Genomic DNA, 26,650 nt, shown 5'->3' on the forward strand with positions numbered 1-26,650 from the left:
TTGGAGTATGAGATGAGCGACTCAATAGAAAAGGAATTGCAGAAATTTGAGCTGCCCACGCGCACAGATTTTCCGTGGGTAACCACCACAATCACAGTGTTTGGCGTGGTGTTGTCTGCTTTGCACATTTGGTTTAATACCTTATCGACGTTACCGGAGTTATGGATTTCCGCGACCCACTTTGCTGGTTTTGCGGTGATTTGTGCGCTTTGGTATCCGGCTCATATCTCTCTCAAGCAGAGTAAGGTTGCGCTCGGCATTGATGTGTTAATTGCTATGGGCGCGGTCGCATGTTTACTCTACATTCCCTATGCCGAAGATGCGCTGTATGAACGTGGCGTGAAGTTCGTGACCAGCGATTGGTTCTTCGCCATCATGGCAATTCTGATTGTTATTGAGCTGATTCGACGCACCATGGGCTGGTTTATTCCAGTGCTGATTGTGGTGTGTCTCAGTTACGTTGTGCTTTGGGGTAAGTGGGCAACAGGTATTTTCCACTTTCCGGGTTTGAGCATGGAAACCTTGCTCTACCGTAGCTTCTATTCTTCTGAGGGCATGTTTGGCTCTATTTCGCGCATCAGTTGGACTTTCGTATTCATGTTCATTCTGTTTGGTGCGTTTCTTGTGCGCTCTGGTGTCGGCGATTACATCATCAATGTGGCACGTGCTGCGGCTGGCAAAATCATCGGCGGTCCGGGTTTTATTGCGGTGATTGGATCCGGTTTGATGGGCTCAGTATCGGGCTCTAGTGTGGCAAATACGGTTTCCACCGGTGTTATCAGTATTCCTTTAATGCAAAAAGCGGGTTTCCCTTCGCGCTTTGCAGCGGGGGTTGAAGCTGCGGCGTCAACAGGTGGTCAGTTGATGCCACCAGTGATGGGGGCGGGTGCTTTCATCATGGCGTCTTACACGCAAATTCCTTATGTCGATATCATCGCGGTGTCTTTCATTCCTGCTCTTATCTATTTCTTGTCTGTTGCGTTCTTTGTGCGTATTGAAGCCAAACGCAGCGGCGTTCAAAAAATCACGACCAGCGATGAATCTCTATTGAAAGTGTTGATCAGCGGTTGGCACAACCTTATCCCGCTAGCGGTGTTGGTTACTTTGTTGGTTCAAGGCTTTACGCCAACTTACGCTGCTGGCCTATCGATCATTTCAGTGGTGGTGGCTTCTTGGTTTTCGAAAGATCATAAGATGGGACCAAAAGCGATCATCGAAGCACTTTCGCAAGGCGCGAAAAACATGGCGACAACCGCTGTATTGCTGGTGGGTATTGGATTGGTGATCAACGTAATCAGTACAACGGGCATCGGCAACACGTTCTCATTGATGATCGATGGTTGGGCGAATGGTGACTTGTTCATCATGATCGTTCTGATTGCACTCGCTTCTCTTGTTTTGGGTATGGGTTTACCCGTGACAGCGGCGTATATTGTGTTGGGCACACTGTCTGCCCCTGCGCTTTACAAGTTGATTGCGGAAAACCAATTGCTTGAATTGATGGTGTCAGGTCAATTGCCTGAACAAGCAAAAGCCATCTTTATGTTGGCGGCGCCAGAAAAGCTGGAACTGCTTAATGCGCCAATGGCGTTGGAAACCGCGAAAGAAATGGTGGCGCTAGTACCTGCGGACTTTATGGAAACCCTACTAGAGCAAAGTTTGGGTATGGAAGCGGTAGGCTTGGCATTGCTGGCTGCTCACCTCATCATCTTCTGGTTATCGCAAGACAGTAACGTTACGCCTCCAGTGTGTTTGACCGCATTCGCTGCGGCAACCATTGCTAAAACACCGCCAATGCGTACCGGTTTGATGGCGTGGAAAATCGCCAAAGGTTTGTATCTTGTCCCGCTGTTGATTGCTTACACAGGCTTAGTCAGTTGGGATGTGACGTCGGTAATTACCGTGGGCTTCTTTGCCATCATCGGTACCTATGCATTGATTGGTGCGATTGAAGGCTACTTGGAAGGTCCTCTAAACATTCTGACGCGTCTCTTGTTGGTAGTGGTGGGTACATTGCTGGTTTGGTACGACATCCCAATGTTGGTTCGTGTGGCAAGCTGCGCGGTATTTGTCGCGGTGTTCATTTACAGTGGTCGCAAGTTCAAATTGCAACAATCTCAACTATCGGTTTTATAAGAGGTCGTATGAAATCAGTCTATGACTACATCATTGTTGGTGGCGGTATCGTTGGTGTGTCGACGGCATGGCAACTGCAGCAACGTCACCCAGACAAATCCATTTTATTGGTTGAGAAAGAGTCCGGCTTTGCTAAGCATCAAACCGGACACAATAGCGGCGTGATTCATGCCGGGGTGTACTACGCGCCGGGCAGCTTAAAGGCGGACTTTTGTAAGCGCGGGGTAGAGCGAACCATTTCGTTCTGCGCCGAGCACGATATTCCGGTGGAGAACTGTGGCAAGTTACTGGTTGCGACCAACGAGCAAGAAGTCGAACGCATGAATGCCCTCTATGAGCGCTGCCATGTCAACGGCATCGACGTAAAGCTACTCGATGAAGTCCAACTCAAGCTGGCTGAGCCAAACATCACAGGCTTGGGTGCGATTTATGTCAAAACCACCAGTATTGTCGATTATCGTTTGGTCACAGAGCAGATGGCGGAAGAGTTTAAAAAGCTCGGCGGTCAAATCAGTCTGAGAACCAAAGTGGTGGCTGCCGAAGAGAAGGATGAAGAAGTTCAACTGACCTGCATTTCAGACGGGCAAACCATGCAACTTAATACCAAGTTCTTGGTTACTTGTAGCGGTTTGATGGCGGATCGCATGACTAAGATGATGTCTATTCCGACCGATTTCCAAATCATCCCTTATCGTGGTGAATACTACCGCTTAGATAGCAAACACGACCGAGTGGTGAATCATCTTATTTATCCAATTCCAGACCCTGATTTGCCATTCTTGGGCGTCCACCTGACTCGCATGATTGATGGTAGTGTGACTGTTGGTCCAAATGCGGTTCAAGGCTGGAAGCGAGAAGGGTACGACAAGGTTAACTTCAGCTTGCAAGATACCATGCAAATGCTCAGCTTCTCCGGTTTCTGGAAGGTGACACAAAAGCATCTAAAAACCGGATTGGATGAGTTTAAGAACTCGTGGTGGAAGCCGGGCTATCTTAAGTTGGTCAACAAATACTGCCCAAGCATCAAGGTGGAAGATCTCAAACCATATCCTGTGGGTATTCGTGCGCAAGCGGTGTTATCTGATGGCACTTTGGTTCATGACTTCTTGTTTGCCGAGAGCGCAAGAAGCCTGCACGTTTGCAACGCACCCTCTCCCGCAGCGACATCTGCGATGCCAATTGGGGAATACATTTGCGATAAAGTGAATGAGAAGATAGAGGCGAAAACGGTATAAAACAAAGGCGACGTAACTGTCGCCTTTGCTATATTTGAAGCGAGGTTTTATGACTCGCCTTCTTTAGGGCAGAGTTCGCCTTTCTTAGCGTGTCTTTCGATCATGTAATCGCCTCGGGCACTGTGCAGGACTATCGCGTTCCAGACTTGGCCATCTTGCAACTCGAACTCAAATGCATAATGGGTTCCGCCGACCATTTTCGTTCTCACTTCATGAATCGCTTTCAATTTATCATCGGCATTCATTTGATAAAGCACCATGTTGAGTGAGCGTCTAGCGTCAGGAGTAGCTTGAGCAACTTGCCAATGGCCCTGATCGTCTGTTGTGGAGCAAATAGACCGCATTTTACTTTTCATGGCGGATGACATCTGCTTGTCTACGGACAATGCATTTGGTGAAAACAGTAGACCTGTCAAAGGAATCAAAGTTGCCAGAATCTGCTTTAAGGTCATAAAAACACTCCGTTGCTTTACCCTTGCTTGAGTATAGACCTCAATGGCTTCAGATGTGGTGCAGTAGACTCTTGGCCTACAATATCGCAGCTCGTATCAGCGAACTGACGATAAACAAGGCGACCACGCTTGCCAGCCAAATGCCAATGAACCACAAAATGGGTTTTAGTTTCATTAGTGATATCCCTCTCCACGTTTCATCTTACCGCGGAAAACCCAATACGAATAAGCCGTGTAGGCTATGATCAGAGGAAGTAATACCACCGCACCGGCAAGTAAAAATGCCAAACTTTTATCTGGCGCGGCGACGTCTTGATAAGTGAGTGCGAATGGGACCAAGTAAGGAAATGTACTGACACCGAAACCCATCGCGGAAACAAGAAACAGGCCGATGGCAAGTACATAGGCACGAACAGCTTTGTGGTCGAGTAAGGCTTTGAATAGCTGCCAAATGAGTGCCGCTGCAATAATTGGTAAGATGAAAAACAGCAGCGAGTTTGGTAATGAGAACCAACGTTCAAATACGATATTTTGGCTCAATGGCAGCCACAAACTGGCGATGAATATACAGGCTACCATCGCTAGTCCCCATCGTCGCGCGACCACGTAATAGCGCCCCATCAGCTCTTCTGGAAGCTTGATTAATAACCAGCATGAACCGAGCAGAATATAAGCACAAACAAGCGCCAAGCCACAAAATATGCTAAGCGGCGAAAGCCAATCAAACCATCCACCTGCGTATGCTCGTTCACTAACCTCTATACCTTGGAGCAGGGTTCCAAGCATAATGCCTTGCATCAATGCCGCGGTGAGTGAACCAATGAAAAAAGCGCTATCCCATAAAAACTTTCCGCGTTGTGTTCGGAAGCGATACTCAAAAGAAACCCCGCGCAGAATTAGCCCGAGCAGCATTAAAATCAGGGGAGCATAGAGTGCTGGCATAATGACCGCGTAGGCGAGGGGGAACACGGCAAAAAGCCCACCACCGCCAAGAACTAGCCAAGTTTCATTCCCATCCCAAACAGGAGCGATGCTGTTCATCATCATGTCGCGCTCTTCATCGTCATTCGCGCTGAGGAAGAGGATACCAATACCGAGATCAAAGCCATCTAACACGACATAAATCAGAACGGCGAGCCCAATCAAAGCGTACCAAATTAATGCGTAATCCATGAGTTAGCTCCTAGGTTAGATGGTTAGAATGTGTGATGGCATCGGTTTTCGTGCCATCAGGAAGTCGGCTGTCTAAGCCTTCTTCATAACGAGTTGGAGATTTGCGCATCAAACGCAGTAGATAGAAGAAGCCTGCTCCAAAAACCACAAAGTAAACCACGATGAACGCCGTCAGGGATACGCTCACCGCGGCGGCATCAATAGGCGATGCCGAATTGGCTGTGGTTAAAAGACCGTATACGGTGTAAGGCTGGCGACCGACTTCGGTGGTTATCCAGCCTGCTAAAACTGCAATGAACCCCGCTGGGGCAAACAGGACACAAATACGTTGAAGTGCCCTTGAATCAAAAAGTTTGCGACGTTTTCTTAGCCAAAGGCTCCACAAACCAATAACAAGCATGCCAAAACCAAGCGCGACCATTACTCGGAAAGACCAGAAAACGATAGATACAGGAGGGTGTTCCTCCTCTTGAAAAGCATCTAATCCCTTCACTTCACCGTTGAGGTCATGAGTTAAGATCAAACTACCGAGTTTGGGGATTTCCAGTGCGTATTCCATACGTTTTTCTTCATCGTTAGGGATACCGAAGAGGATCAATGGCGCGCCTTGGTGAGACTCATAGTGCCCTTCCATCGCGGCGACTTTGGCGGGTTGATGTTCAAGGGTGTTTAATCCATGCATGTCTCCAGCAACGATTTGAATAGGTGTCACGATGGCAGCCATCCACATTGCCATCGAGAACATAATTCTGGCTAGAGGGTTATGGTTTGCTTTTAGCAAGTGATAAGCGGCAACGCCGGCTACAACAAAAGCAGTAGTAAGGTAAGCGGCGAGCAACATATGAACGAGCCGGTAAGGGAAGGAAGGGTTGAAGACAATCGCCCACCAGTCTTCTGGGACAAACTGTCCGGCTTCGTTGATGCTGTAGCCTGCTGGTGTTTGCATCCAACTATTAACCGAAAGTATCCAAAACGCAGACAAAAACGTCCCGAATGCAACAATACAAGTCGCGGCGAAGTGAAGCTTCTTACCCACCTTATCCATACCGAAAAGCATCACGCCTAAAAAACCAGCTTCGAGGAAAAACGCAGTAAAAACTTCATAACCCATTAGCGGGCCTAGGATTGGGCCTGTTTTGTCGGCAAACACGCTCCAGTTAGTACCGAATTGATAGCTCAACACGATGCCACTCACCACACCCATACCAAAACTGATGGCAAAGATTTTGAGCCAGTACTTATAGATTTGCATGTACTGTTTGTTGCCCGTTTTTAAGTACAAGCCCTCTAATACAGCGAGATAACTTGCCAAACCAATCGTAAAAGCTGGAAAAATAATGTGGAAAGAGACAGTAAAGGCAAATTGGAATCTAGCTAGGTCAATGGCGAGTGTGTCCATGAGCGGTCCCTTTTTCGTTGAATAAAACTGTTCGCCGGATTTAAAGAGGAGACAGAAGAGTGGCGAACAAGGTGAAATACGAAGAAGGAAGACGAAGAGATTAAAAAACGATCGCTTTTTACACATGTGCGTACCATCTTTTAGATAAAGGAGGAGCGTTATGAGCCTTAAACATTACTTTGAGAAAGCGACGCCTAAGTTTGGTCCAGGTGGGAAGTATCACAAGTTCTACCCATTGTTCGAAGCTGTCGAAACCATTTTTTACACGCCTGGTAAGGTAAACCAAGGCATGACTCACGTTCGAGATAGCATCGATTTAAAACGTATTATGATCATGGTGTGGCTGGCGGTCTTCCCTGCCATGTTCTGGGGTATGTACAACATAGGTCAGCAGTCCAGCGATGCTTTGTTGTATGGAATGGATCAAGCCTCAGCTCATCAAGCGCTGGCTTCTTCGTGGAAACTGAGTTGGGTATGGGGCTCGTTAGATGCGGTTTCACAGGCGGGGTGGGCAAGTAAAATGTGGCTTGGTGCTACTTACTTTCTCCCGGTTTATGCGACGGTGTTTATCGTTGGTGGTTTCTGGGAAGTTCTGTTTGCTATTGTTCGAAAGCATGAGGTGAACGAAGGCTTTTTTGTCAGCTCTATACTATTCGCGCTGATCCTTCCTCCGACAATTCCACTGTGGCAAGCGGCTTTAGGTATCACTTTCGGTATTGTTGTGGCGAAGGAGATTTTCGGTGGTACGGGGCGAAACTTCTTAAACCCGGCACTAGCAGGGCGAGCCTTCTTGTACTTCGCTTATCCCGCTAACATGTCTGGCGGGGCTGTTTGGGTTGCGGCAGATGGTTACTCTGGCGCTACACCGCTGAGCCAATGGTATGAAGGTGGACAAAGTGCCTTGATAAATAGTATGACGGGACAGCCAATTTCATGGGGAGATGCTCTTGTTGGTAATTTGCCAGGCTCGATGGGTGAAGTCTCCACGCTGTTGATTGCATTAACAGGCTTTATTCTTATCTTTATGAAGATAGCGTCGTGGCGAATCGTTGCAGGCGTGTTGGTTGGTTTAGTGGCGGCTTCATTATTATTGAATGCGATCGGTTCGGACTCTAACCCAATGTTCTACATGCCGTTTTACTGGCACTTCGTGATTGGTGGGGTCGCGTTTGGTACCTTCTTTATGGCGACAGATCCCGTCTCGGCGGCTTTTACCAATGGCGGTAAATGGGCATACGGACTATTAATCGGTGTGATGACGATTTTTATCCGAGTGCTGAACCCAGCTTATCCAGAAGGCATCATGTTAGCGATTCTATTTGCTAACTTATTCGCGCCACTTTTCGATTATTTAGTCAAAGAAAGTAATATCAAACGCAGAATGAAAAGGGCGAGATCTTCTTAAAATGAGGGTGACTTCACTGAAAGTTGATTGAAAACTGCACTATATTGAAAAGGTCAGAAACATGGGGTTTCTGGCTTTTTATTTTTATCAGGTGGACGAAGACGATGAGAATAAAGGATATTCTCGATAGCCGTTTGGTGCTGTCGTTCTGGTACAACCTAGACTACTGCTTATCTCTTCTTAGTAAAATCTCTTCTCGTTGATTTCCTCAATGCAACCGCATTGAAAAGCATTTTATCTATTTGTTTTTTAGTCTTACGTGATAGCGCGTAGGGCAATGCGTATAAGGAAATTAACAATGAAACGTATTCCAGAACCTTTCCGTATCAAAATGGTTGAGCCAATCAAAATGACCACTTTGGCAGACCGTGAAGTCGCGTTAAAAGAAGCGGGTTATAACCCATTTCTTCTTCGTAGTGATGATGTTTATATCGATTTGCTGACTGACTCTGGCACTGGTGCCATGAGTGATAATCAGTGGGCTGGCATCATGATGGGGGATGAATCTTATGCGGGTAGCCGAAATTACTACAACCTGTGTGATGCAGTCGAGCACTTCTTTGGTTACAAGCTCACCGTGCCTGCGCACCAAGGGCGTGGTGCCGAGCAAATTTTGTTCCCAGCTTTGATTGAGCGTATGCGTCAGGTTCGTGGTGGTGAAACGCCAGTATTTATCTCGAACTACCATTTTGATACCACCGCGGGTCACATCGAGCTCAATGGCGGTAAAGCGATTAACGTGGTAACGGAAGAAGCATTCGACACCACTACGCCTTATGATTGGAAGGGCAACTTTGATATCGATAAGCTGGTGGCAACAATTGAAGCGCACGGTTCACATAACATTTGTGCGATTATCACCACCATTACTTGTAATAGCTCCGGTGGTCAGCCTGTATCGATGGAAAACATGCGCAGCGTGTACGAGATTGCAACCAAGTACGATATTCCCGTGGTGATTGACTCGGCTCGTTACTGTGAGAACGCCTACTTTATCAAGCAGCGTGAAGAAGGGTACGAAGGTAAAACAATTCGGGAAATCATTCGCGAGATGTATCAATACGGCGATATGCTCACCATGTCAGCTAAGAAAGACCCGATGGTAAACATTGGTGGCATGTGTTGTATTCGTGACCATAAGGAGTTGTTCCAGGCGGTGCAGACGCGCTGCGTACCTATGGAAGGATTTGTAACATACGGCGGTATGGCTGGGCGTGATATGGAAGCGCTCGCTCGCGGTTTGTATGAAGCCGCGGATGAGGATTTTCTTCACTATAGAATTAGCCAAGTTCAATACTTAGGTGAGCGCTTACGTGAAGGCGGTATTCCAATTCAATACCCAACGGGTGGTCACGCAGTGTTTGTGGATGCCGCTAAGATTTTGCCACATCTTCCAACGGATCAGTTCCCTGCGCAGGTATTGTGTAATGCCTTGTACTTGGAAGCGGGCATTCGAGCAGTAGAGATAGGATCGCTGCTGCTTGGTCGTGACCCTGAAACAGGTAAACAAAAAGCGTCAGAGTTAGAATTAATGCGTTTGACCATTCCACGTCGTGTCTACACAAACGATCATATGGATTACATTGCGGATGCGATTATCGAACTGAAAAATCGTGCACATGAGTTAAAAGGGCTCACTTTTGAGTATGAACCACCAGTGCTGCGCCACTTTACTGCTCGGTTTAAAGAAATCGATTAATTAAGGTTTGAATATAGAAAAGCAAAAAGCCGCGAGTTTCGCGGCCTTTTTCGATTTGTTTCTTAGCGTTACACTTACGCCAACTCTAATGTAATACGAACGAACTGGTCGTCTTGATACTGCACTTCATAATTGAATGTACCACTGGCGTAAATGCTGCCAAGGAAAAGTGAGCGTTGACTCATTGGTCCGCGGAACAGCATCGAAATAGGAGCGATTAGGGCGTTATTATCATCGAAGTGCTGATTTAAGTTCTCAGAAAGCACACACAGCAAACAGCCGTGTTGGTCGTGAGATAAGTCGACGTCTTCCGGTCGAGATAATAATACGGTAGTCCCCAACTTCTTCTCAATCTCGTTAATCAACAGCAAGTAGCTATCTAGATCAGGTTGAGGGTTACTTGGTTTATCTGCACCCACGCAACGTTCGAGTAACGCTTCCAGATTTCCGTTCTCACCTTTTGCCTGTTGAGTCAAAGACTTTAACGGCTTTTTAATCAGCTTATAGCGATTACTCTTCAGTTTTGGCTTCAGCCATTTCTGCAGTAAGTCGTTACGCTCTTTAAGGGAGAGACCATCTGAGGACGCGTGAATTTTAAAGTGCAGGTGCAATAAAGCGTGAACCGCAAGCTCACTCAGAAGTTGGTTAGCATCTGTAGACTGTCTTGCCTGCTTAGAACTTTGCATTACACTCGAACAAAATTAGGGAAGAAGGATAATGGTGCCGAGAGAGGGACTCGAACCCTCACACCAAAGGCACTAGCACCTCATGCTAGCGTGTCTACCAATTTCACCATCTCGGCATCATGATGCTCTGAATACTCAGAGGCCTCGAAAAGAAGCACCGCAAATTGTATAACCAAAATCCATCTGTTGGCGAGAGCAAAATGACGAATTTTGGATCTTTCGAGTTTGATTGCGTATTTATTGGTCACTTTTGCGTTTTTTACCATCAAAGTCTGTCCTTATACCCTTACTTTTATTAACAGTATGACGACAAAAGAACGTTTTTGCCTAAATTTTGAACGCTTGAACGTTTGCGTAAATAAATGTGATGAATATCTCTTTTTGTTGGCTATACTTGCGTCCCGTTTAAGCGGGAATTAGGGTTTAGTTGTTCAGGACCCTTACCCATACAAGCCGTCACATGGAGCAGGCCAAGCAATACGCTCGCCAGCAGTGAATGACCCCACGGACCGGACCAGCTACGTTCAATTGCTTGTATAAGGTAAAAATAAGATGTCGAACTATTCGTTCTGTCTACATTCTGGATCTGAAGGCGAGTTATCACTCGCTGCGTTGTCCCTTTCTTCTGCCAATTCCTTTGGCTCTTTTTTCTTTTTCAACGTTCAGTAGGTCCAGCTTATGAGTGTTCTATTTAGTCTATTTGGTATTGTTGCACTGCTAGGTTGTGCTTTCCTACTTTCTGAGGGCCGTTCTTCCATTAATTGGAAAACCGTATCTCGCGCCTTGATGCTACAAATGGGATTTGCTGCCTTAGTGCTTTATTTCCCGTTAGGTCAGGCGGCGCTGGCGAGTTTAAGTAATGGTGTAGCGGGGCTACTCAGCTTTGCTGATGAGGGGATTAAATTCCTCTTTGGTGACCTCGCTTCTTCTGGCTTTATCTTCGCTATTCGTGTCCTTCCTATCATCATCTTCTTCAGTGCTCTTATCTCCGCCCTTTACTACTTGGGCATCATGCAAAAAGTGATTCAATTTATTGGCGGCGCTATCCAGAAGTTCTTGGGTACGAGTAAAGCAGAGTCTCTGGTTGCAACAGGTAACATTTTCTTATCTCAAGGCGAGTCCCCACTTCTTATTCGTCCATTTCTTTCGAACATGACTCGCTCTGAACTGTTTGCTGTGATGGCTGGTGGTATGGCTTCAGTGGCGGGCAGTGTGCTTGGTGGTTATGCCGGTTTAGGTGTTGACCTAAAATACTTGATTGCGGCAAGCTTTATGGCAGCTCCAGGTAGTTTGATGATGGCAAAAATCATTGTTCCTGAACGCCAAACGCCAAGCGATTACAACGATATTGAGCTAGATAAATCAGAAGAAAGCAACGTTATTGATGCGCTAGCAAGCGGTGCTATGGGCGGTATGAAAGTGGCCGTTGCTGTTGGTACCATGCTTATCGCTTTTGTTAGTGTTATCGCGATGGTGAACACGGGACTAGAAAACTTAGGTGACATACTTGGTTTCTCTGGTGTGACGCTACAAGCGATTTTTGGTTACTTGTTTGCACCTCTAGCGTGGTTGATTGGTGTGCCAAGCCACGAAATCCTTGCTGCGGGTTCATACATTGGTCAGAAAGTTGTGATGAACGAATTTGTCGCGTTTATCGATTTTGTACAGCACAAAGCGACGCTGTCTGAGCATACTCAAGTCATCATCACTTTTGCGTTGTGTGGCTTTGCAAACATTGGCTCAATTGCGATTCAGCTGGGTTCTATCGGCGTGATGGCACCTGAGCGCCGCAAAGATGTAGCAAGTTTAGGCCTAAAAGCGGTTGCTGCTGGCACACTCGCTAACCTGATGAGTGCGTGTTTAGCGGGCATTTTCATCTCGCTCTAATTTAGATTGAAGATGCACACTAAAAACCCGCCTAAATGGCGGGTTTTATTATTTCTAAGGCTTAGGTATTAAGCCGTAGGGTATTGATTTAAAAGCGTCAGGGTGCTCTTGATAAGTTGGCGCTTTATGTACCCCTTTCCAATCGAGCAGCATGATGGCTAGGACATTACGGTGCTCGCCGTACTTGAGATCAAAACTCCCATCGACCGATGGAATCATCCCTTTTTCAGCGTTGATTGCGTGACGAATGGCTTGGCGGGTTTTCTCGACGACCGGATCGTGATCCAAGCCTGCTAATAAAAACGAAATGCCGACTTCTGCAATCACGTCTTCTTTGGCTCTTAGCAGGATTGTGTCGATGTTGTTGCGAAAGTAATCATAAATCCATTGGTGTTTCTTTTCGCTTACTCGTTCTTGATAGTACTGTGAGTCGGCAAAGATGATGTGCGTCATACCATAGAGTTTGTTCCAATACTGCTGAGCTGAAAGCATCTTATCTTTATCGTCGGGGTAGGTATTGCGAAAGGTTTGAGTAAATTCCTCGACCACATCTTGCTCACCAAGCTGGCGAAGCCAGTAGACTTGGTTTGCGAGCTGAGCTGCCCACGCCTCTATCATTTCTTTGTCCGTAACGTAACGCGAGAAATCGTAGCGCCTCAGGATCTTTCTCAGCGTTTTGTCTTGCTTATGTTTCAGACCATATTCGTTTGCTCTTGCCATTGCGCCAAGCAAATCCACGCCAAGATAAAGATATTCAGGATGGTGTTTAGTGACGGTATAGCGTCGTTGCCCTCGCTCACTTTCTTTCTCTTGATACGCGGTCAATCTTTGTGATGAATAAAGAATAATATCTTCAGGTTCAACGACTTCATTAGCAAATCGGTTTAATCGGCTAGCTACTTGTGCCATGTCGGTCCAAACGGCAGCGTGATATTTCTCATCTAATGTCTGGCGGTACATGCGTAAGCCAAAGTGCCCCTCTTTAAACGCAGGTAAAGTGAACAGTTCCTGCTCGTAGGTATTACGAATCAACTGTGCTGATTGAGCATTATCTAGGAGCGGTATCTCTTCCTGTGATGCCTGAACAGCAAAGGTAAGTGAGCAAGAGAGTAAGACCGCTAAGCTAAGAGGTTTGATACGCATAAATCCATTCCCTATGAAGTCCTGAATCTAAACCTACCATCAATATTAATTAAGAATGTAAAAGCTGAGTCAATAGTTAAAAATCTGTCTAAAAGTCAGATTGATACGTTCAGCTTTGGTTTTCGCGGTTTTTGGTACACAGTGTTTCCAGTGATGTTGGAGCTCGCCAGCCATAACCAGTAAGGAGCCGTGAGAAAGCTCATATTCAATCTCAGTTTTACAATGTAAATTTCTGAGCAAAAATCGACGTGTTTCACCTAAATTCAAAGAGGCGATAACCGGGTTTCTACCTAGCTCTGGTTCATTGTCTTGGTGCCAGCCCATCGAATCTTGGCCGTGTCGGTATAGGTTGGCAAGTACAGAGTTGAAGGCTACATCCGCAATCGACTCACAGCGCACTTTGAGCTGAGTTAACTCAGGAGTCCAAGGGTGAGGCTGCATGGTTAAGCCTGAGTAAGTATATGCTGCATCACCGTGCCACGCTTGTAAACGAGGTTGAAGTACTGACTTGCCGAACATGGTAATGCGCTCTTGATGCCATGGCAGTATTTCCAGAAGTTGGTCAAAGTAGTGATCCGCTTCTAGATGGCTAAGAAAGTAAGGATCGTAATAGAGTTTACCCCTTTCTACTTCTTGCCACTGAGTACCGCCAAATAAATCGCCTTGTTGATGCATCATCTCATACCTAAAACATAAAAAATTTTAATCACTGTTACCTTTCCGATTGGGATTGGTTATTCTTGTGATAATAAGAATTTTAACAATAAATAAAAATCTCGTAACGATATACGAGTTGTGGGGAGAAAATGCGTTATTTACCCAGAAAGCGATGCTATTTTGCATTGTTCTTCCTCTGTTTTTTCGCTTTATGCGTTGGGGTTATTGAGCTGTTGCATCGAAATCAGCAAGAGCTTCACCAAGAGCGAGTTCAAGTTGAGGCCAAAGAACAACTTTCCACCCTCCGTTCCAATTTGGAAGCGGTACTTATGGCGGATATCTATAAAGCCAGTACCTTGGCGACACTCATTACTTTACTGCCTAAAAACCAAGAAGACGAATTGAACATTGCGGCTCACCGCATCCTGAGCAAAAGCAAACATATTACGATCATTGGCATTGCGAAGAATGATGTTATCAGTCATATATTTCCCCGCCAAGGTAATGAGCGTTTAATCGGCCTCGATTACCGAACGGTGCCACAGCAGTGGGTACAGGTGCAAAAAGCTAAGGATATACAAGAAATATTTATAGCAGGGCCTGTCAACTTGATTCAAGGCGGCAAAGGCTTGATCGTGCGGGTTCCGGTTTTTCTTGATCCACCGTTGAACCAGGATTATTGGGGTGTGATCAGTGCGGTGATTAATTTTGATGCTCTGATGCGAGAAACTGGCGTGATCGATTTCTCTTATCGCTACCCTTTGATGATTCGTGGTTACGACAGTGGCGGTGCTTTTGGTGACGTTTTCTTTGGCGCACTGAGTGAAACCAAAACGCCATACGCGAAAGAAATGGTTCATTTTCCTTATGGTGGATGGAGTATGGTGGTTTTCTCCGGAGACAAACTCGACCGTCAAATTCCTTGGCATCAGCTTTATTTAGCAAGGCTTATCGGTTATCCCATTGTTTTTGCACTGAGCCTCGCGCTTATTGCGATTTATCGCTTATACACCATTGCGGATGATAGAGCACTGCATGATGAACTGACGCACTTACCAAACCGTCGCTATTTTATGAAGTTTTACAAGCAGCAGTTTGAAATAGCGAAACGTTACAAAAAGCGTTACAGCTTCGCCTTAATCAATATAGATCTGGATAGGTTTAAACATATTAACGATACCTATGGTCATGACGCAGGGGACAAGGTCTTAGTCGCTACGGCTGAAAGAGTGAAAAGCTCTCTGCGCAAATCAGATATTGTGGCCCGAATGGGAGGGGATGAGTTTTTAGTTGTCGTTCATAACCCTGGGACGGAAGAAAATGTTCAGTCTCTGCTACAAAAGCTCAGGTTAGCTTTATGTTCGACGCCCGTGATTTACGATGAAGCGCTCATTTACCTGAGAACCAGCATTGGGTACGCGATATTTGATCCGGACATGTCATCTCCAGAGCAAATGATGAAAATAGCCGATGAGAGAATGTATCAACAAAAACATGGCGGATGAACCTGAGCCCAGTTTCAATCAGGGCTTTGGAGCAGTGGTAAGGTTAAGAATCCGAAATCTCACCATCTTTTGGGTATAAGAATATATGACTTTACATGTTAATAGACTCTTTGCTGAGAGAGTCATTATTAGTAGTGCATGAAGTGGCATATTTGCATGTTGTTGCATTTTGCAAATGCAGTTTGCGAAATTTATGGTTAATAAAGCAACGATATGCATCTGGATCTATTAAAAAACGGCCTTTTTAAAGTTGGCACGCATCGTGCTTTATCTAGAGTGACCCTTATTAAGCCGAGGGTCACCTAGCCAACTGACGTTGTTAGTGAATACACATTGTTCACAAGTATATACCGCCAATCACGATTATTGTGATTGGCGTTTTTTCTTTCTAGAGACCAATAATATTCACGTCGTCACCTGTCTCATCGGCTTCTCCGCACTTACTGTAACAACTAGGCTGCCTTGGACAAACGGCCCCTCTTGAGCAGATTAGCCTAGCTTGGGTTTGAATACCTCGTTCTATCCAATTGATGTTTAATATCTTAGCGATGGTTGTTAAGTCTTTTTTGATGTGGGGAGGAATGACACTACTTCCGCCGGAAGCGACACAAAGTGACTTCAGCTCTTCCGCAATAGAAACCGCATCACCACCTTGTGCAGAAATCGCAGGGTTTAAATCTATCCCCGCGCACAACACTCGGTTGTTCCCCGCAGGGTCAAATACGTTGACTGATTCACAACAGTAAATACGTGGCTCGTCGCCCACATTCAAAATCGAAATTTGCGCTGAACTGGTATCCAAAGGTTGGGCTAGACGCCTAAATACAGCCCAGTGTTGGCAAGGATCGTTCACTTTGCGCATATTGCCCCAAGGAAGCGGGATGCCATTTCCACGATATACCGCTTTCAACTTGCCCGGACCATAGGCATCAAAGTAGTGCCAATGAGGGTACGGAGAAACCACGGTCATACGACGCATCGCAACGGAAGGAGAAACGCCAGCCTTTTTGTGAACATCAATTTCATAACCGGAACGATCAAGCAACTGACGGAATGGTACTTTGGGGCAAAGCAGGGCACCAGCAAAAAAGCTGGACTCAAAATCGCGCCAAGCTTGTAGGATATCTTGCGAGTTGAGCTCAGAGTTGGAAACTGGGCTGTCCATTTGCTCCCAGTTGTTTTGATGCCCAATAGACAAAACGTTATTCATTGCATCACTGCTATGGAGCACGCGATGACCGATGTATACCGCCAAGTCATATTTCAATCGGGTTGGGTAGTCACGCATTCGTTTATTGAGATAAATGGTACCAGGTGGCTCCATAAAAGACGTAATCAACTGTTTGGCGCTGACGCCCAGTTCATCAATCACATCCTGTGGTGCTCGGTCTACCCAGCGAATATCCAACCCCATGCTTTTCGCAATATCTATCAGATCTTCTACCGATAGATTCAGGCGTTTCAAGCCGACCTCTTCGGCTGCGCGTTCTAAATCAGGAAAATGGTTTTGATGGTTCTCTTGGTGCGCACGGATCAACAAGTGGGCGAATTGACGTCCAGTAATACCTGTTTGAGACAACATCTCTGGAATCGCGATTTGGAGAATATCATTGGAGAACAAAAAGCTCGGCTCCAATGCCATACCGTTGATACCGCCACGATTCCCTTTGTTGGGTGTAATGGCTTCTAATTCCGGTTCATCATCTAAAAACCACGCAGGATCTTTTTGAAAAACTTCCGCGATTACTTCGAGCATATCAATACTCGGAACGCGTTTTCCGCGCTCTATCATCGAAAGGTAAGATACCGACGGTGCGTACTCAGGATTGATCCTTACACAGCGTGCAGATAAATCCTCCATAGTTAAATGGTTGTTTTTCCTTAGGTTGCGAATTTTCGTACCTAGAAAATGGGACTGACGAATAAGGCTTTTTGACACAGACATTTTGTAAAATTCACATTGTAAAATTTTTGTTGTGAAATTGTAGTCAATATTTCGCTAGTCTACATAATAAGCAGGCAAGGAAATTAACCATCAACTTCACAGAATTGCCTGAAACTTAAACGAAGGAATTAAGTTTTTACTCTAGGACGAGTTTTTTAAGTGCGAGGATATGACGATGAATATGCTGAACTTCGATAAAAAAGAGATGCAACAACAACAACGCCCATTTATCGCTGAAGCTGTATTTGCCGTCGAAGCGGTAAGTGCTGAGCAGCAGAGCGAGAAGCAAGTAAAAGCGAAGCAACTACTAGACCGCATGTTCCCATTGGAGAACGGGTCGCACCAAGATGTATCAAGTTACGTAATTGATTACCGCCATGTATTGGCTTACTTCAAAGACGGCACACACAGCGGCCTGAAAAGCCCAAAACACTTTGTGGCGTATACGGGTGAGAAAGAAGATCCAAAATCGATCTTGTTTAAAGACGATTCAGGTAACCACGTAGAAGTGCTATTTGGCTGTCATAAAGGCACCGGTTGTGTGGAGTTGATGGATATTGATGACATTCAACTGGAAACACGCACTACGTTTAATCCTGAACTAACGGGTAATGCGCCGACGGCGATGCGCCACTGGATCAGCCTAATCAAAGGCGACAAAAAAGGTAAGCCGATGGCATGTAGTGAAGATAAAGAATACACTGCGAAAAACGGTGACGACTATATTCTAAGCTACTGCTACAGTGTCGATTAAGATGTGAAGCGCCAGATAAATAGACCCCGCACTCAATAGTGCGGGTTTTTTATTCTATTTCGAAAAAGTCGGTCCTATTAACCAAGCTTACATAACAAATTGATTTAAATGGGCATCACGCGGTTACGACCGAGTTGTTTTGCCTCATAAAGTTGCTTATCGGCTTTATTGACCAGAGCTTCAGGTGTATCACCCACCTCATATTCTGCTACCCCAAAAGAAGCAGTAATGCTGTGAACTTGTGTACCAGAACGCTTATCTCTGATGCGCAGTTTTTCTATCATGCGGCGTAGTGTGTCTGCATATTGGCGAGCAATTCGCAGAGACTTATTGGGCACAATTAAAGCGAACTCTTCACCACCAAAACGATACGCGCATATTCCATCTCGACAGCTTTGTTGTAGTCGACGGGCAATGGCTTTTAGCACCGTATCGCCGAAAAGGTGGCCGTAATTGTCGTTAAATGACTTGAAATGGTCGATATCAAGCATGATCAAGGTCATTGCTTGATTTGATGCGATAAGCGAAGACAGATCTTTATCAAAAGCTCGACGGTTGTAAAGGTTGGATAAACCATCAAATAATGCGTCTTGCTGTACTTCAGCCAGCTGATTTTTGAGGCGAGAAATTTCTTCACTCGCATTAGTTAATTGGCTATTCAAAAACTTTGTCGAGTGACGAATTTCGTGTGACTCTGCGACAAGTTGACGAATCACCACCATCACTTCTTCAATACTTAAGCTGTTGTCTTCAACTTTTTCTAGCTTATTAAAACTTTTGTCTACCATTTCAGAAAAGGAAGAAGTATCTGAAAGTGTATCGCTCATCGAGCTGGACACTTCATGCAGCAGAACTTCTACATTGGTTCTAAGATCTTCAAGGCTAGTTTCTGCTTTACTGGCAACATAGTTGTTATAAAGCTGTTTATTGGTTGCAGGCGGGCAGATACCGTAGTTTTCTAACACCGTATCCAACTCAAAGTTGAGTTCAGGAATGGTCTTGTCAACGTAGGTATACCAAAGCGCATAGTTGGCTGGCGTGGCAGCAACATGATTTTTGATCATTAGTGGGACCGCTTTTTTCAAATTAGCGGTCGATTTTTTAAACTCGTCGGTCATTTCTGCGATGGTACTAGCAAAATGGAATTGGACTTAGATTAACGGATATTAACCAATATCGCTTTAATTTTTATCATTTTTGCATGGTTTATATAAAAAATGAGTGATTAAGACCGTTATCAATATCGCCAAATTTTAATTTTATAAAATCTTAGTATGAAACATGTGCAAACGATGTTTTGGTGTTAAGGGCTCTAAGATGACCAGCCAATTGGTTTAGTGAGATTGTCAGTAACCTAATGATCGTAAAGCTCTATTGCCCGTACAACAACGAGTGGAATAAAAGACTTAGCGCTTAGGCTATTTGCAACAAGAACGCGGGACTCCGAGTTTACAAAAAACGAGTTTACAAAAAGAGGGTGCGACTTGGATAAGAAAATAGGACTGTATTGGTTCACTAATGACCTGCGTTTGCACGACAACCCGCTGTTGATAGACGCTTGTGCAGAAATGGATGAGTTAATTTGTTTGTATTGTCGCCCCTCGGTGACACCTTACTTGCAGCATTTTGCGCAGGAGACCTCTTTAGGGCGTGCGAAATTGCAGTTTCTCGAGGCATCGCTTAATGAACTTAATCAATCTTTAGCTAAATTGGGGCAACGATTATGGACGGTTGAACTGACGCCCTATCAAGCGATCAAATATGCCATCAGTCATTTCGGTATCACTCATATTTATGCTGATGCGTTTGCTGGTTCGGATGAGCAACAGGCTCTAGAGCGTGCAATTGAAGGCACTCCCCATGTGAACATCAAACAGCAAGCGATCCGCACTTTGTTGTGCGAAGAACAGTTGCCATTTGAATTAAGGCAACTGCCTGCGACCTTCACGAAATTTAGAAAGCAGGTCGAAGGTTTAGACCTCTCTCAACCTTACGAGAGCGTTCATGCTTTACCGCCAGAACCTTCAGGTATGAATTTTCCTACCGCCACGACATATTACTTTGACACCAAACCAGCATTTGATGGCGGAGAACTGAGCGGTCTTGAACATTGTCGACGCTATTTTGCTTCAAGTTTAGCGAGTGAATATAAACAGACGCGCAATGGGCTTGATGGGGTGGAGTATTCAACTAAATTTTCACCTTGGTTAGCTCATGGTTGCGTCTCTCCTACAATCATTTATGCCATGCTCAAACAATATGAGCGGAAGAACGGAGCAAATGATTCAACCTATTGGATCTATTTCGAGTTGTTGTGGCGGGAATACTTTTATTGGTACGCGAGAAAGTATCAACAGAAGTTGTTTCGATTTGGCGGTATCGCCAACCAGCCACCACTGACCAGTTTTTATGCGCAACGCTTCAAACAGTGGAAGAAAGGCGAGACACCTTTTCCAATAGTCAACGCATGTATGCATCAGCTTAATAAAACGGGTTATATGTCTAATCGAGGGCGCCAATTGGTCGCGAGCTGTCTGGTTCATGAACTTGGACTCGACTGGCGTTATGGTGCTGCTTATTTTGAAACTCAGCTGATTGATTACGATGTCGGCTCTAATTGGGGCAACTGGCAGTATTTGGCTGGTGTTGGCGCTGACCCACGTGGCTCACGTCAGTTTAATCTAGAAAAGCAGACACAAACTTATGACCCAGATTTTTCATTTATCGACAAATGGCAGGGGAGATGCGTAGACGTACATCTTGATAGTGTCGATATGGTGGATTGGCCGATTGCGCCAAAAAAAGAGAGCGGGAGATAACCAATGCATTACGAGACGGTTCGGCTCATTCTTGGTGACCAACTTAATAGCGAGCATTCGTGGTTTCAACGTGTAGACGACTCGGTGCTTTACCTTGTCGCTGAGTTGAAACAAGAAAATACTTACGTTACGCATCACATTCAAAAGGTGTGTGCTTTTTTCTCTGCGATGGCGAATTTTGCTAACGAGCTGCAGGAAGAAGGGCATCAAGTTTTACACCTTACGTTGGATGACACACAATCTTTCGAGGATCTTGCGCAAGTCTTACAACACTACGTGAGTGAAGTTGGTGCAAGTAAGTTTGAATATCAACGCCCCGACGAATACCGTTTACTAGAGCAGTTAGCCAAACTAAAGCTTGATGGGGTCGTGATGCGCAGCGTCGATTCGGAACACTTTTTGTTACCGTTTGAGGAAATAGAATCGCAGTTTCCCCAAGGTAAACACATCATGATGGAGCACTTTTATCGCCGTATGCGTAAGCGTTTCAACATTTTGATGCAAGACGGTAAGCCTATTGGTGGAAAGTGGAACTACGACGCCAATAACCGAAATAAACTTAAAGCAAAAGACATTGAACAGCTGCCAAAGCCATTAATGTTTAGTCATGACGTCAGTGATATTGTCGAGCGCTTAGGTCGGCACAACATTCAAACCATAGGTAAATTAAATGGTGATTTACTTTGGCCAGTAAATCGCTCTCAAAGCTTGTCTTTACTCGCGCATTTTTGTCAGGTCTGTTTGCCACTGTTTGGTCGTTTTCAAGACGCCATGACAGGTCAGCACGATACTAAATGGAGCTTGTATCACAGCCGGATTTCGTTCTCGCTGAACAGCAAGCTGCTGAATCCGCGAGAGGTGATTGACGCTTCACTAAAGGCATTTCATGCCAATGCCGACATAGACATTTCTCAGGTAGAAGGTTTTATTCGTCAGATCTTGGGATGGCGAGAGTACATCAGAGGCGTTTATTGGGCGAACATGCCTCATTACCCGAAAAAGAATGAACTGGAAGCGAGTAGAAAGCTGCCAGACTTCTTCTGGAACGGCGAAACCAAAATGTCCTGTATGCGAAACGCGATTGGCCAGTCTCTTGATTACGCTTACGCGCACCACATTCAGCGCTTGATGGTAACCGGTAACTTTTGTTTATTAACCGAGATCGACCCAGACCAAGTGGATGAATGGTATCTCGGTATCTACGTTGATGCGATTGAATGGGTAGAAATGCCCAATACGCGCGGTATGGCACTGTTTGCAGATGGTGGGATTGTTGGCACCAAACCGTATGCGGCGAGTGGCTCTTACATCAACAAAATGAGCGATTACTGTAAAGGATGTCACTACGATAACAAAGCACGCAGTGGTGAAGGTTCATGTCCGTTCAACAGCTTATATTGGCGCTTTATGAATAAACACGACAAACGCTTAGCAACGAATCCACGTATAGGGATGATTTTCCGATCTTGGGACAATATGGAAGAGCAGCAACGCCAAGCGATATTAGATACCGCTGAGCACTATATGGAAAACTTGGAGAGCTTGTAATGGACATACTGATCGTTGGTGGAAATGGCGGCATTGGATTGGCGATGGTTCAACAAGCGCTAGTTCGCTTTCCTCAAGCTCGCGTGCATGCCACTTATCATAAGCATCAACCAGACTGGCAACACCCAAATGTAGCTTGGCATCAAGTGGATGTATCGCAGGACGAGCAGGTGACAGCGTTCAGTGAACAAATTGAACATGTTGATTGGTTGGTGAACTGCGTTGGTATGTTGCACACCCAAGATAAAGGTCCTGAGAAAAATCTTAGCTCGCTCGACGCAGACTTTTTTCAGCAAACCATCATGGTTAATACTTTGCCGAGTTTACTGTTGGCGAAATACTTCACGCCCAAGTTAAAACGCAGTACCAACCCCAAGTTTGCGACCATTTCGGCCAAAGTTGGCAGTATTAGTGATAATCACTTAGGCGGTTGGTACAGCTATCGTGCATCGAAAGCCGCGTTAAATATGTTCCTCAAAACCATGTCGATTGAATGGCGGAGAATGGTCAAACACGGGACTGTACTCGCTCTTCACCCAGGCACAACAGATACGGCTTTGTCGGCACCTTTTCAAGCGAATGTACCTGAAGGAAAGCTGTTTAGCCCAGAGCGTGTCGCGCGAGACTTATGGGGATTGATTGACAAAGCAACCCCGCAGGATAGCGGGGCATTTTGGGCTTATGATGGTGCCTTGTTACCTTGGTGAAGCGCTGCTTGGTCTGAGCCACGTTACCTTGGAAAATAAGGCTAGCAGTGCGACATAAAGTTTTTGTGGTTCTAACTTTTGACTGATTTGTTTCTTCGGCAGCGCTCAGAACAGTAAACGACTTCGTCCCAATTTCTTGCCCATTTCTTTCTCCAAGAAAATGGGCGATGGCAAACAGAGCAGATTTTGGTTGGTAATTGTGTTTTAAAACCTTTCATCTGGTCCTCCCCATTCGCCATCGTATGCCCTTGAAGTTGAATGAATACGAACTATTTCTCAAAGAGATACAGATACTCTTCATACCCCTGCGTTTTCATTTCACTTACAGGTACAAATTTCATTGCCGCAGAGTTCATGCAGTAGCGTAATCCTGTTGGCTTCGGACCGTCTTTAAAAACATGACCAAGGTGAGAATCACCAAACTTACTGCGAACTTCCGTTCTTGGATAAATCAGCTTGTAATCGGTTTTTTCAACGATGTAACCTGGGTTGATTGGCTTAGTGAAACTTGGCCAACCCGTCCCCGATTTGTATTTATCGGTAGAAGAAAACAACGGCTCACCAGTTACAATATCAACGTAAATCCCCGCTTCTTTGTTGTCCCAATATTCGTTGTCGAACGGACGTTCGGTGCCTTCTTCTTGTGTTACGTAGTATTGCAACTCCGTTAAGTTTGATTTGATCTCGGACTTAGCAGGCTTACTGTACTCTTTCACTTTTGATAGCAACTTTTTTTCTTCGATCAACTGACGAAGCGTTTTTGGGGTCTCTTTACGATCATCACCAAATACTTCATCCAAGTATTTATCTCGACCAGACGCATAGCGGTAATACTTATACTTTAAGCTGCTCTTTTTGTAGTAGTCTTGGTGATACTCTTCTGCGGGATAAAACTTTTCAAACTCGATCAATTCTGTTTTCAACGGTTTTGGATAGATCATCGCCTTGTCGATTTCCATTATAAACTGTTCTGCGATCTGCTTTTGCTCAGCGTTATGATAGAAAATAGCAGGGCGATACTGTGGGCCACGGTCGACAAAAGAGCCTTTATCGTCAGTAGGATCGATATGACGGAAAAAGTAGTCCAACACTTGCTCGTAACTAACCACTTTAGGATCGTACTTAACTTCGATCACTTCTATGTGACCGGATTTACCTGATGAAACTTGGCGATAAGTTGGGTTTTCAACATGACCACCAGAATAGCCTGATACGACATCGACTACGCCAGTCAACTGTTCCAAATCCGATTCTGTACACCAGAAACAGCCGCCAGCTAGTGTGGCGATTTCTGCATTCTCTGAAGCCTTCATCTTATCCATCGTATCGGCGGTGCCTGTTTTACTCAAAAGTAGAAACAAGACAGGAAGTGCGAAAGAGAATCCGACCAATAACTTAGATATATTCTTCATAGCTACCTCAACGTTGTTTTCCGTAGAAAGTGTGACTGAAATAAAAAGTGTTACGTATAGAGAAAGGCAACCGAGCGAAAAAATTACAGCAATGTTGAAAATTCCGTTGCCCTTTTATGCGAGAAAGCTAAAGTATCGACACGAAATACACCGCTTGATAGGGCAACGATGTCTTCAACGAGCGATGCTAAATGAGGTAAATCATGCAAGCAGAAGTTAAATGGGTAGAAGATTTTAAATTCCTTGGGCAATCTCAGTCGGGTCACTCCGTAGTGATGGATGGCAATGGCGGTGCAACGGCACCAAGCCCAATGGAAATGGTACTAATGGCCGCTGGTGGCTGTAGCTCTGTCGATGTTGTCGACGGTTTGAAAACGGCAGGACAAAAGGTCTTGTCTGTTAATGCCAAGCTAACCACAGAGCGTCGTGAAACCGCACCACGTATCTTTACGCAAGTGAATATCCACTTTGAAGTTTCAGGTGACGAGCTTGACCCAGAAGTCGTAGCAAAAGTGGCGGCTGACTCGCTAGAAAAATACTGCTCGGTTTGCTTAATGCTAGGTGAAGGTGTTGAGATGACCCACAGCTGGGAAATCGTGTAAGTCGACAGACTCCACAAAATATAAAAACAGGAAAGAGAAAAGTGCAGGCTTTTCTCTTTTTTTATTCCGCAATTCACGTACCGTGTGATTAATCTGAAAGTAGTAATCGCAGGTTTTAGGAGTCTCCCAGTGACAGAACTCGAAAAAATGATGTCTGGTCAAATCTTTGATGGCATGGACAAAGAAATTGACGCAATTAGAAGTCATGCCCTTCAAGCACTTAGAGCGCTCAATAACAATACCGACGAAAGTCAGCGCGACGAATTACAAAAACAGCTGTTTGGCAAAGCGGGTCTTTGCATTGTTCAAGCACCTTTCCATTGCGAGTTCGGTAAAACCATCGAAATTGGCGAAGAAACCTTTATCAACATGAATGTGGTCATGCTTGATGGCGCTAAAATTACCATCGGGAACCACGTGCTAATCGGTCCAAGCGTGCAATTGTATACCGCTTCTCATTCTGTTGATTACCGAAGTCGCCGACGTTGGGAGACGTTTTGTAAACCTATCACGATTGAAGATGATGTGTGGATTGGTGGTAACTCCGTCATTAACCAAGGTGTAACGATAGGTGCTCGCTCAGTCATTGCGGCGAATTCAGTCGTTAACCATGATGTGCCGCCAGATTGTCTATATGGAGGCACACCAGCTAAGTTGATTCGTCGTCTCAACGAAGAAGAGTAAGAATCGATAGTGATGGTATGATGACTCGCTTTACAGGCATAAGAGAATCATGCCATCAGAAAGGGATAATTCGCCAAGGAGTCTAAGATGTCGAACAAGACAGAAGTCCTCATGTGCCCTACATGTGGGGTAGAAACGCATCATGTAGTGGTGTTAGTCAGAAAGAAAAGTGGCTTTGAAGGCGATAAAAATCGCAACAAGAAAGAGTTCATTGCTGGCTTTCTCAAAAGCGTAGTATTCGGCGCCTTCCTTGCTTCTATGGATGAATTTGAACGTCACTTGATCTGCGAAAACTGTGGTCATAAAACCATTCAACAGTAACTGATAGTCTTTCTTTCTCTGCATAAGTTCATAAGTGCGGTTTGAAGCACTGGTTATTCAAATCGCATTATCCTCTTTTAGTGCTTTTGCTCTTCTCATGTTCCTCTCTCAAAAGTGAGTCACATCAGTACGCATTTTAACCGCTTGGGTACAGGTAACTCACTGCTATGTATAATAAATTTCGGTGGGAAATACGTGTTTCAGCTCGATGTTTAATCTCTGTTCTATCGACACGTTTTGGGTCCGTAAACACTTAAATTTCGTTTGCTTTATGTTGCATGCAGTGCAATTGTGTGAATCCGGTCACGTTATTGTTTAATTCATAAAAAAATATTTAATGAATAGTAATTCACAAATATGCTGACCGTATGTGCTATTTAGTTTTGACTTATCTTTTGAGTATTCACTTGGTGAATGTTTTGTTGATTTTAGATTGACTGAAAGTTTGATTTTCTATTCAAACTTGTCAAGGGTTGAATAA

General features: G+C 45.0%; 24 protein-coding genes and 1 tRNA gene. 13 read left to right on the forward strand and 12 right to left on the reverse strand.

The annotated features are described in order from the left end of the window. Positions 1–12: 12 nt before the first annotated feature. Together EX191_RS17815 and lhgO are read left to right on the forward strand one after the other, a co-directional pair. The gene (locus tag EX191_RS17815; protein ID WP_193448177.1) at positions 13–2,136 is read left to right on the forward strand and encodes a TRAP transporter permease; all 2,124 of its coding nucleotides are present in this window, start codon (positions 13–15) and stop codon (positions 2,134–2,136) included. Positions 2,137–2,144: 8 nt separating this feature from the next. Continuing rightward, positions 2,145–3,371 carry an L-2-hydroxyglutarate oxidase gene (lhgO, locus tag EX191_RS17820; protein ID WP_193448178.1) on the forward strand — a complete coding sequence of 409 codons (1,227 nt, stop codon included), beginning with the start codon at positions 2,145–2,147 and terminating at the stop codon, positions 3,369–3,371. Between the two features lie 47 nt (positions 3,372–3,418). Here lhgO and EX191_RS17825 read toward each other — a convergent pair whose 3' ends face one another. The 4 genes from EX191_RS17825 to EX191_RS17840 form a co-directional block, all read right to left on the reverse strand. Then, positions 3,419–3,823, reverse strand: a complete 405-nt coding sequence (locus EX191_RS17825) for a cystatin (RefSeq protein WP_193448179.1) — start codon at positions 3,821–3,823, stop codon at positions 3,419–3,421. 76 nt (positions 3,824–3,899) lie between these two features. Next, positions 3,900–3,998 carry a DUF2474 family protein gene (locus tag EX191_RS23165; RefSeq protein ID WP_080955913.1) on the reverse strand — a complete coding sequence of 33 codons (99 nt, stop codon included), beginning with the start codon at positions 3,996–3,998 and terminating at the stop codon, positions 3,900–3,902. Further along, positions 3,998–4,996, reverse strand: coding sequence for a cytochrome d ubiquinol oxidase subunit II (gene cydB / locus EX191_RS17835; protein WP_193448180.1), 999 nt, complete (start codon positions 4,994–4,996; stop codon positions 3,998–4,000). Before cydB ends, EX191_RS23165 begins: the two co-directional genes overlap by 1 nt. A 10-nt stretch (positions 4,997–5,006) precedes the next feature. Continuing rightward, positions 5,007–6,395 (reverse strand): cytochrome ubiquinol oxidase subunit I, encoded by a 1,389-nt coding sequence (locus EX191_RS17840; protein ID WP_193448181.1) that lies wholly within the window; start codon positions 6,393–6,395, stop codon positions 5,007–5,009. Positions 6,396–6,555: 160 nt separating this feature from the next. Between EX191_RS17840 and EX191_RS17845 the strand changes: the two genes are divergently transcribed. Then, positions 6,556–7,800: an NADH:ubiquinone reductase (Na(+)-transporting) subunit B gene (locus EX191_RS17845; RefSeq protein WP_193448182.1), complete on the forward strand. Its 1,245-nt coding sequence runs from the start codon at positions 6,556–6,558 to the stop codon at positions 7,798–7,800. A gap of 298 nt (positions 7,801–8,098) precedes the next feature. Then, positions 8,099–9,499 (forward strand): tryptophanase, encoded by a 1,401-nt coding sequence (locus EX191_RS17850; RefSeq protein WP_193448183.1) that lies wholly within the window; start codon positions 8,099–8,101, stop codon positions 9,497–9,499. A gap of 74 nt (positions 9,500–9,573) precedes the next feature. Here the strand turns inward: EX191_RS17850 and EX191_RS17855 are convergent, their stop codons facing one another. Further along, positions 9,574–10,185: a DUF2913 family protein gene (locus EX191_RS17855; RefSeq protein ID WP_005393639.1), complete on the reverse strand. Its 612-nt coding sequence runs from the start codon at positions 10,183–10,185 to the stop codon at positions 9,574–9,576. Between the two features lie 32 nt (positions 10,186–10,217). Then, positions 10,218–10,301 (reverse strand) — tRNA-Leu (locus EX191_RS17860). A gap of 562 nt (positions 10,302–10,863) precedes the next feature. Here EX191_RS17860 and EX191_RS17865 point away from each other — a divergent pair. After that, positions 10,864–12,072 (forward strand): NupC/NupG family nucleoside CNT transporter, encoded by a 1,209-nt coding sequence (locus EX191_RS17865; RefSeq protein WP_005393641.1) that lies wholly within the window; start codon positions 10,864–10,866, stop codon positions 12,070–12,072. Positions 12,073–12,126: 54 nt separating this feature from the next. Here EX191_RS17865 and EX191_RS17870 read toward each other — a convergent pair whose 3' ends face one another. Both EX191_RS17870 and EX191_RS17875 read right to left on the reverse strand, forming a co-directional pair. Then, positions 12,127–13,215: a DUF3541 domain-containing protein gene (locus tag EX191_RS17870; protein WP_193448184.1), complete on the reverse strand. Its 1,089-nt coding sequence runs from the start codon at positions 13,213–13,215 to the stop codon at positions 12,127–12,129. A gap of 69 nt (positions 13,216–13,284) precedes the next feature. Next, entirely contained in the window at positions 13,285–13,890 is a 606-nt protein-coding gene (locus tag EX191_RS17875) for an alpha-ketoglutarate-dependent dioxygenase AlkB family protein (protein ID WP_193448191.1), read from the reverse strand. A 131-nt stretch (positions 13,891–14,021) separates the two neighbouring features. Here EX191_RS17875 and EX191_RS17880 point away from each other — a divergent pair, with 131 nt between their 5' ends. Further along, on the forward strand, positions 14,022–15,377 hold the full coding sequence (locus tag EX191_RS17880; protein WP_193448185.1) for a diguanylate cyclase: 1,356 nt from the start codon (positions 14,022–14,024) through the stop codon (positions 15,375–15,377). Positions 15,378–15,765: 388 nt separating this feature from the next. Here the strand turns inward: EX191_RS17880 and EX191_RS17885 are convergent, their stop codons facing one another. Continuing rightward, positions 15,766–17,322 (reverse strand): DUF3612 domain-containing protein, encoded by a 1,557-nt coding sequence (locus tag EX191_RS17885; protein ID WP_080955914.1) that lies wholly within the window; start codon positions 17,320–17,322, stop codon positions 15,766–15,768. A gap of 175 nt (positions 17,323–17,497) precedes the next feature. On the opposite strand from EX191_RS17885, the gene EX191_RS17890 reads away from it, so the two are divergent. After that, complete coding sequence (locus tag EX191_RS17890; RefSeq protein ID WP_005393653.1) at positions 17,498–18,076, forward strand: aldolase/citrate lyase/malate synthase family protein; 579 nt, start codon at positions 17,498–17,500, stop codon at positions 18,074–18,076. A gap of 104 nt (positions 18,077–18,180) precedes the next feature. Here EX191_RS17890 and gefA read toward each other — a convergent pair whose 3' ends face one another. Beyond that, the gene (gefA, locus tag EX191_RS17895; protein ID WP_005393654.1) at positions 18,181–19,194 is read right to left on the reverse strand and encodes a diguanylate cyclase GefA; all 1,014 of its coding nucleotides are present in this window, start codon (positions 19,192–19,194) and stop codon (positions 18,181–18,183) included. A 366-nt stretch (positions 19,195–19,560) separates the two neighbouring features. Here gefA and EX191_RS17900 point away from each other — a divergent pair, with 366 nt between their 5' ends. Genes EX191_RS17900 through EX191_RS17910 form a run of 3 tightly spaced genes read left to right on the forward strand, consistent with a single transcriptional unit; the run spans position 19,561 to position 23,150 of the window. After that, a complete protein-coding gene (locus EX191_RS17900; protein WP_193448186.1) occupies positions 19,561–20,895 on the forward strand; it encodes a DASH family cryptochrome in 1,335 nt (444 codons plus the stop codon). 3 nt (positions 20,896–20,898) lie between these two features. Then, complete coding sequence (locus EX191_RS17905) at positions 20,899–22,443, forward strand: cryptochrome/photolyase family protein (RefSeq protein WP_193448187.1); 1,545 nt, start codon at positions 20,899–20,901, stop codon at positions 22,441–22,443. Further along, complete coding sequence (locus tag EX191_RS17910) at positions 22,443–23,150, forward strand: SDR family oxidoreductase (protein ID WP_193448188.1); 708 nt, start codon at positions 22,443–22,445, stop codon at positions 23,148–23,150. Before EX191_RS17905 ends, EX191_RS17910 begins: the two co-directional genes overlap by 1 nt. A 71-nt stretch (positions 23,151–23,221) precedes the next feature. Here the strand turns inward: EX191_RS17910 and EX191_RS17915 are convergent, their stop codons facing one another. Continuing rightward, positions 23,222–23,368, reverse strand: a complete 147-nt coding sequence (locus EX191_RS17915; protein WP_074189751.1) for a DUF2256 domain-containing protein — start codon at positions 23,366–23,368, stop codon at positions 23,222–23,224. 51 nt (positions 23,369–23,419) lie between these two features. Then, positions 23,420–24,562, reverse strand: a complete 1,143-nt coding sequence (gene msrB, locus EX191_RS17920) for a peptide-methionine (R)-S-oxide reductase MsrB (RefSeq protein WP_193448189.1) — start codon at positions 24,560–24,562, stop codon at positions 23,420–23,422. Positions 24,563–24,765: 203 nt separating this feature from the next. Here msrB and EX191_RS17925 point away from each other — a divergent pair, with 203 nt between their 5' ends. The 3 genes from EX191_RS17925 to EX191_RS17935 all read left to right on the forward strand — a co-directional run bounded on the left by EX191_RS17925 (position 24,766) and on the right by EX191_RS17935 (position 26,169). Then, complete coding sequence (locus EX191_RS17925; protein WP_005393675.1) at positions 24,766–25,164, forward strand: OsmC family protein; 399 nt, start codon at positions 24,766–24,768, stop codon at positions 25,162–25,164. Positions 25,165–25,293: 129 nt separating this feature from the next. Further along, positions 25,294–25,848 carry a sugar O-acetyltransferase gene (locus EX191_RS17930; protein ID WP_005393677.1) on the forward strand — a complete coding sequence of 185 codons (555 nt, stop codon included), beginning with the start codon at positions 25,294–25,296 and terminating at the stop codon, positions 25,846–25,848. An 87-nt stretch (positions 25,849–25,935) separates the two neighbouring features. Then, positions 25,936–26,169: a hypothetical protein gene (locus tag EX191_RS17935; RefSeq protein WP_005393681.1), complete on the forward strand. Its 234-nt coding sequence runs from the start codon at positions 25,936–25,938 to the stop codon at positions 26,167–26,169. Positions 26,170–26,650 lie beyond the last annotated feature (481 nt).

This window comes from Vibrio chemaguriensis (assembly GCF_012275705.1).
GTDB lineage: Bacteria > Pseudomonadota > Gammaproteobacteria > Enterobacterales > Vibrionaceae > Vibrio > Vibrio diabolicus.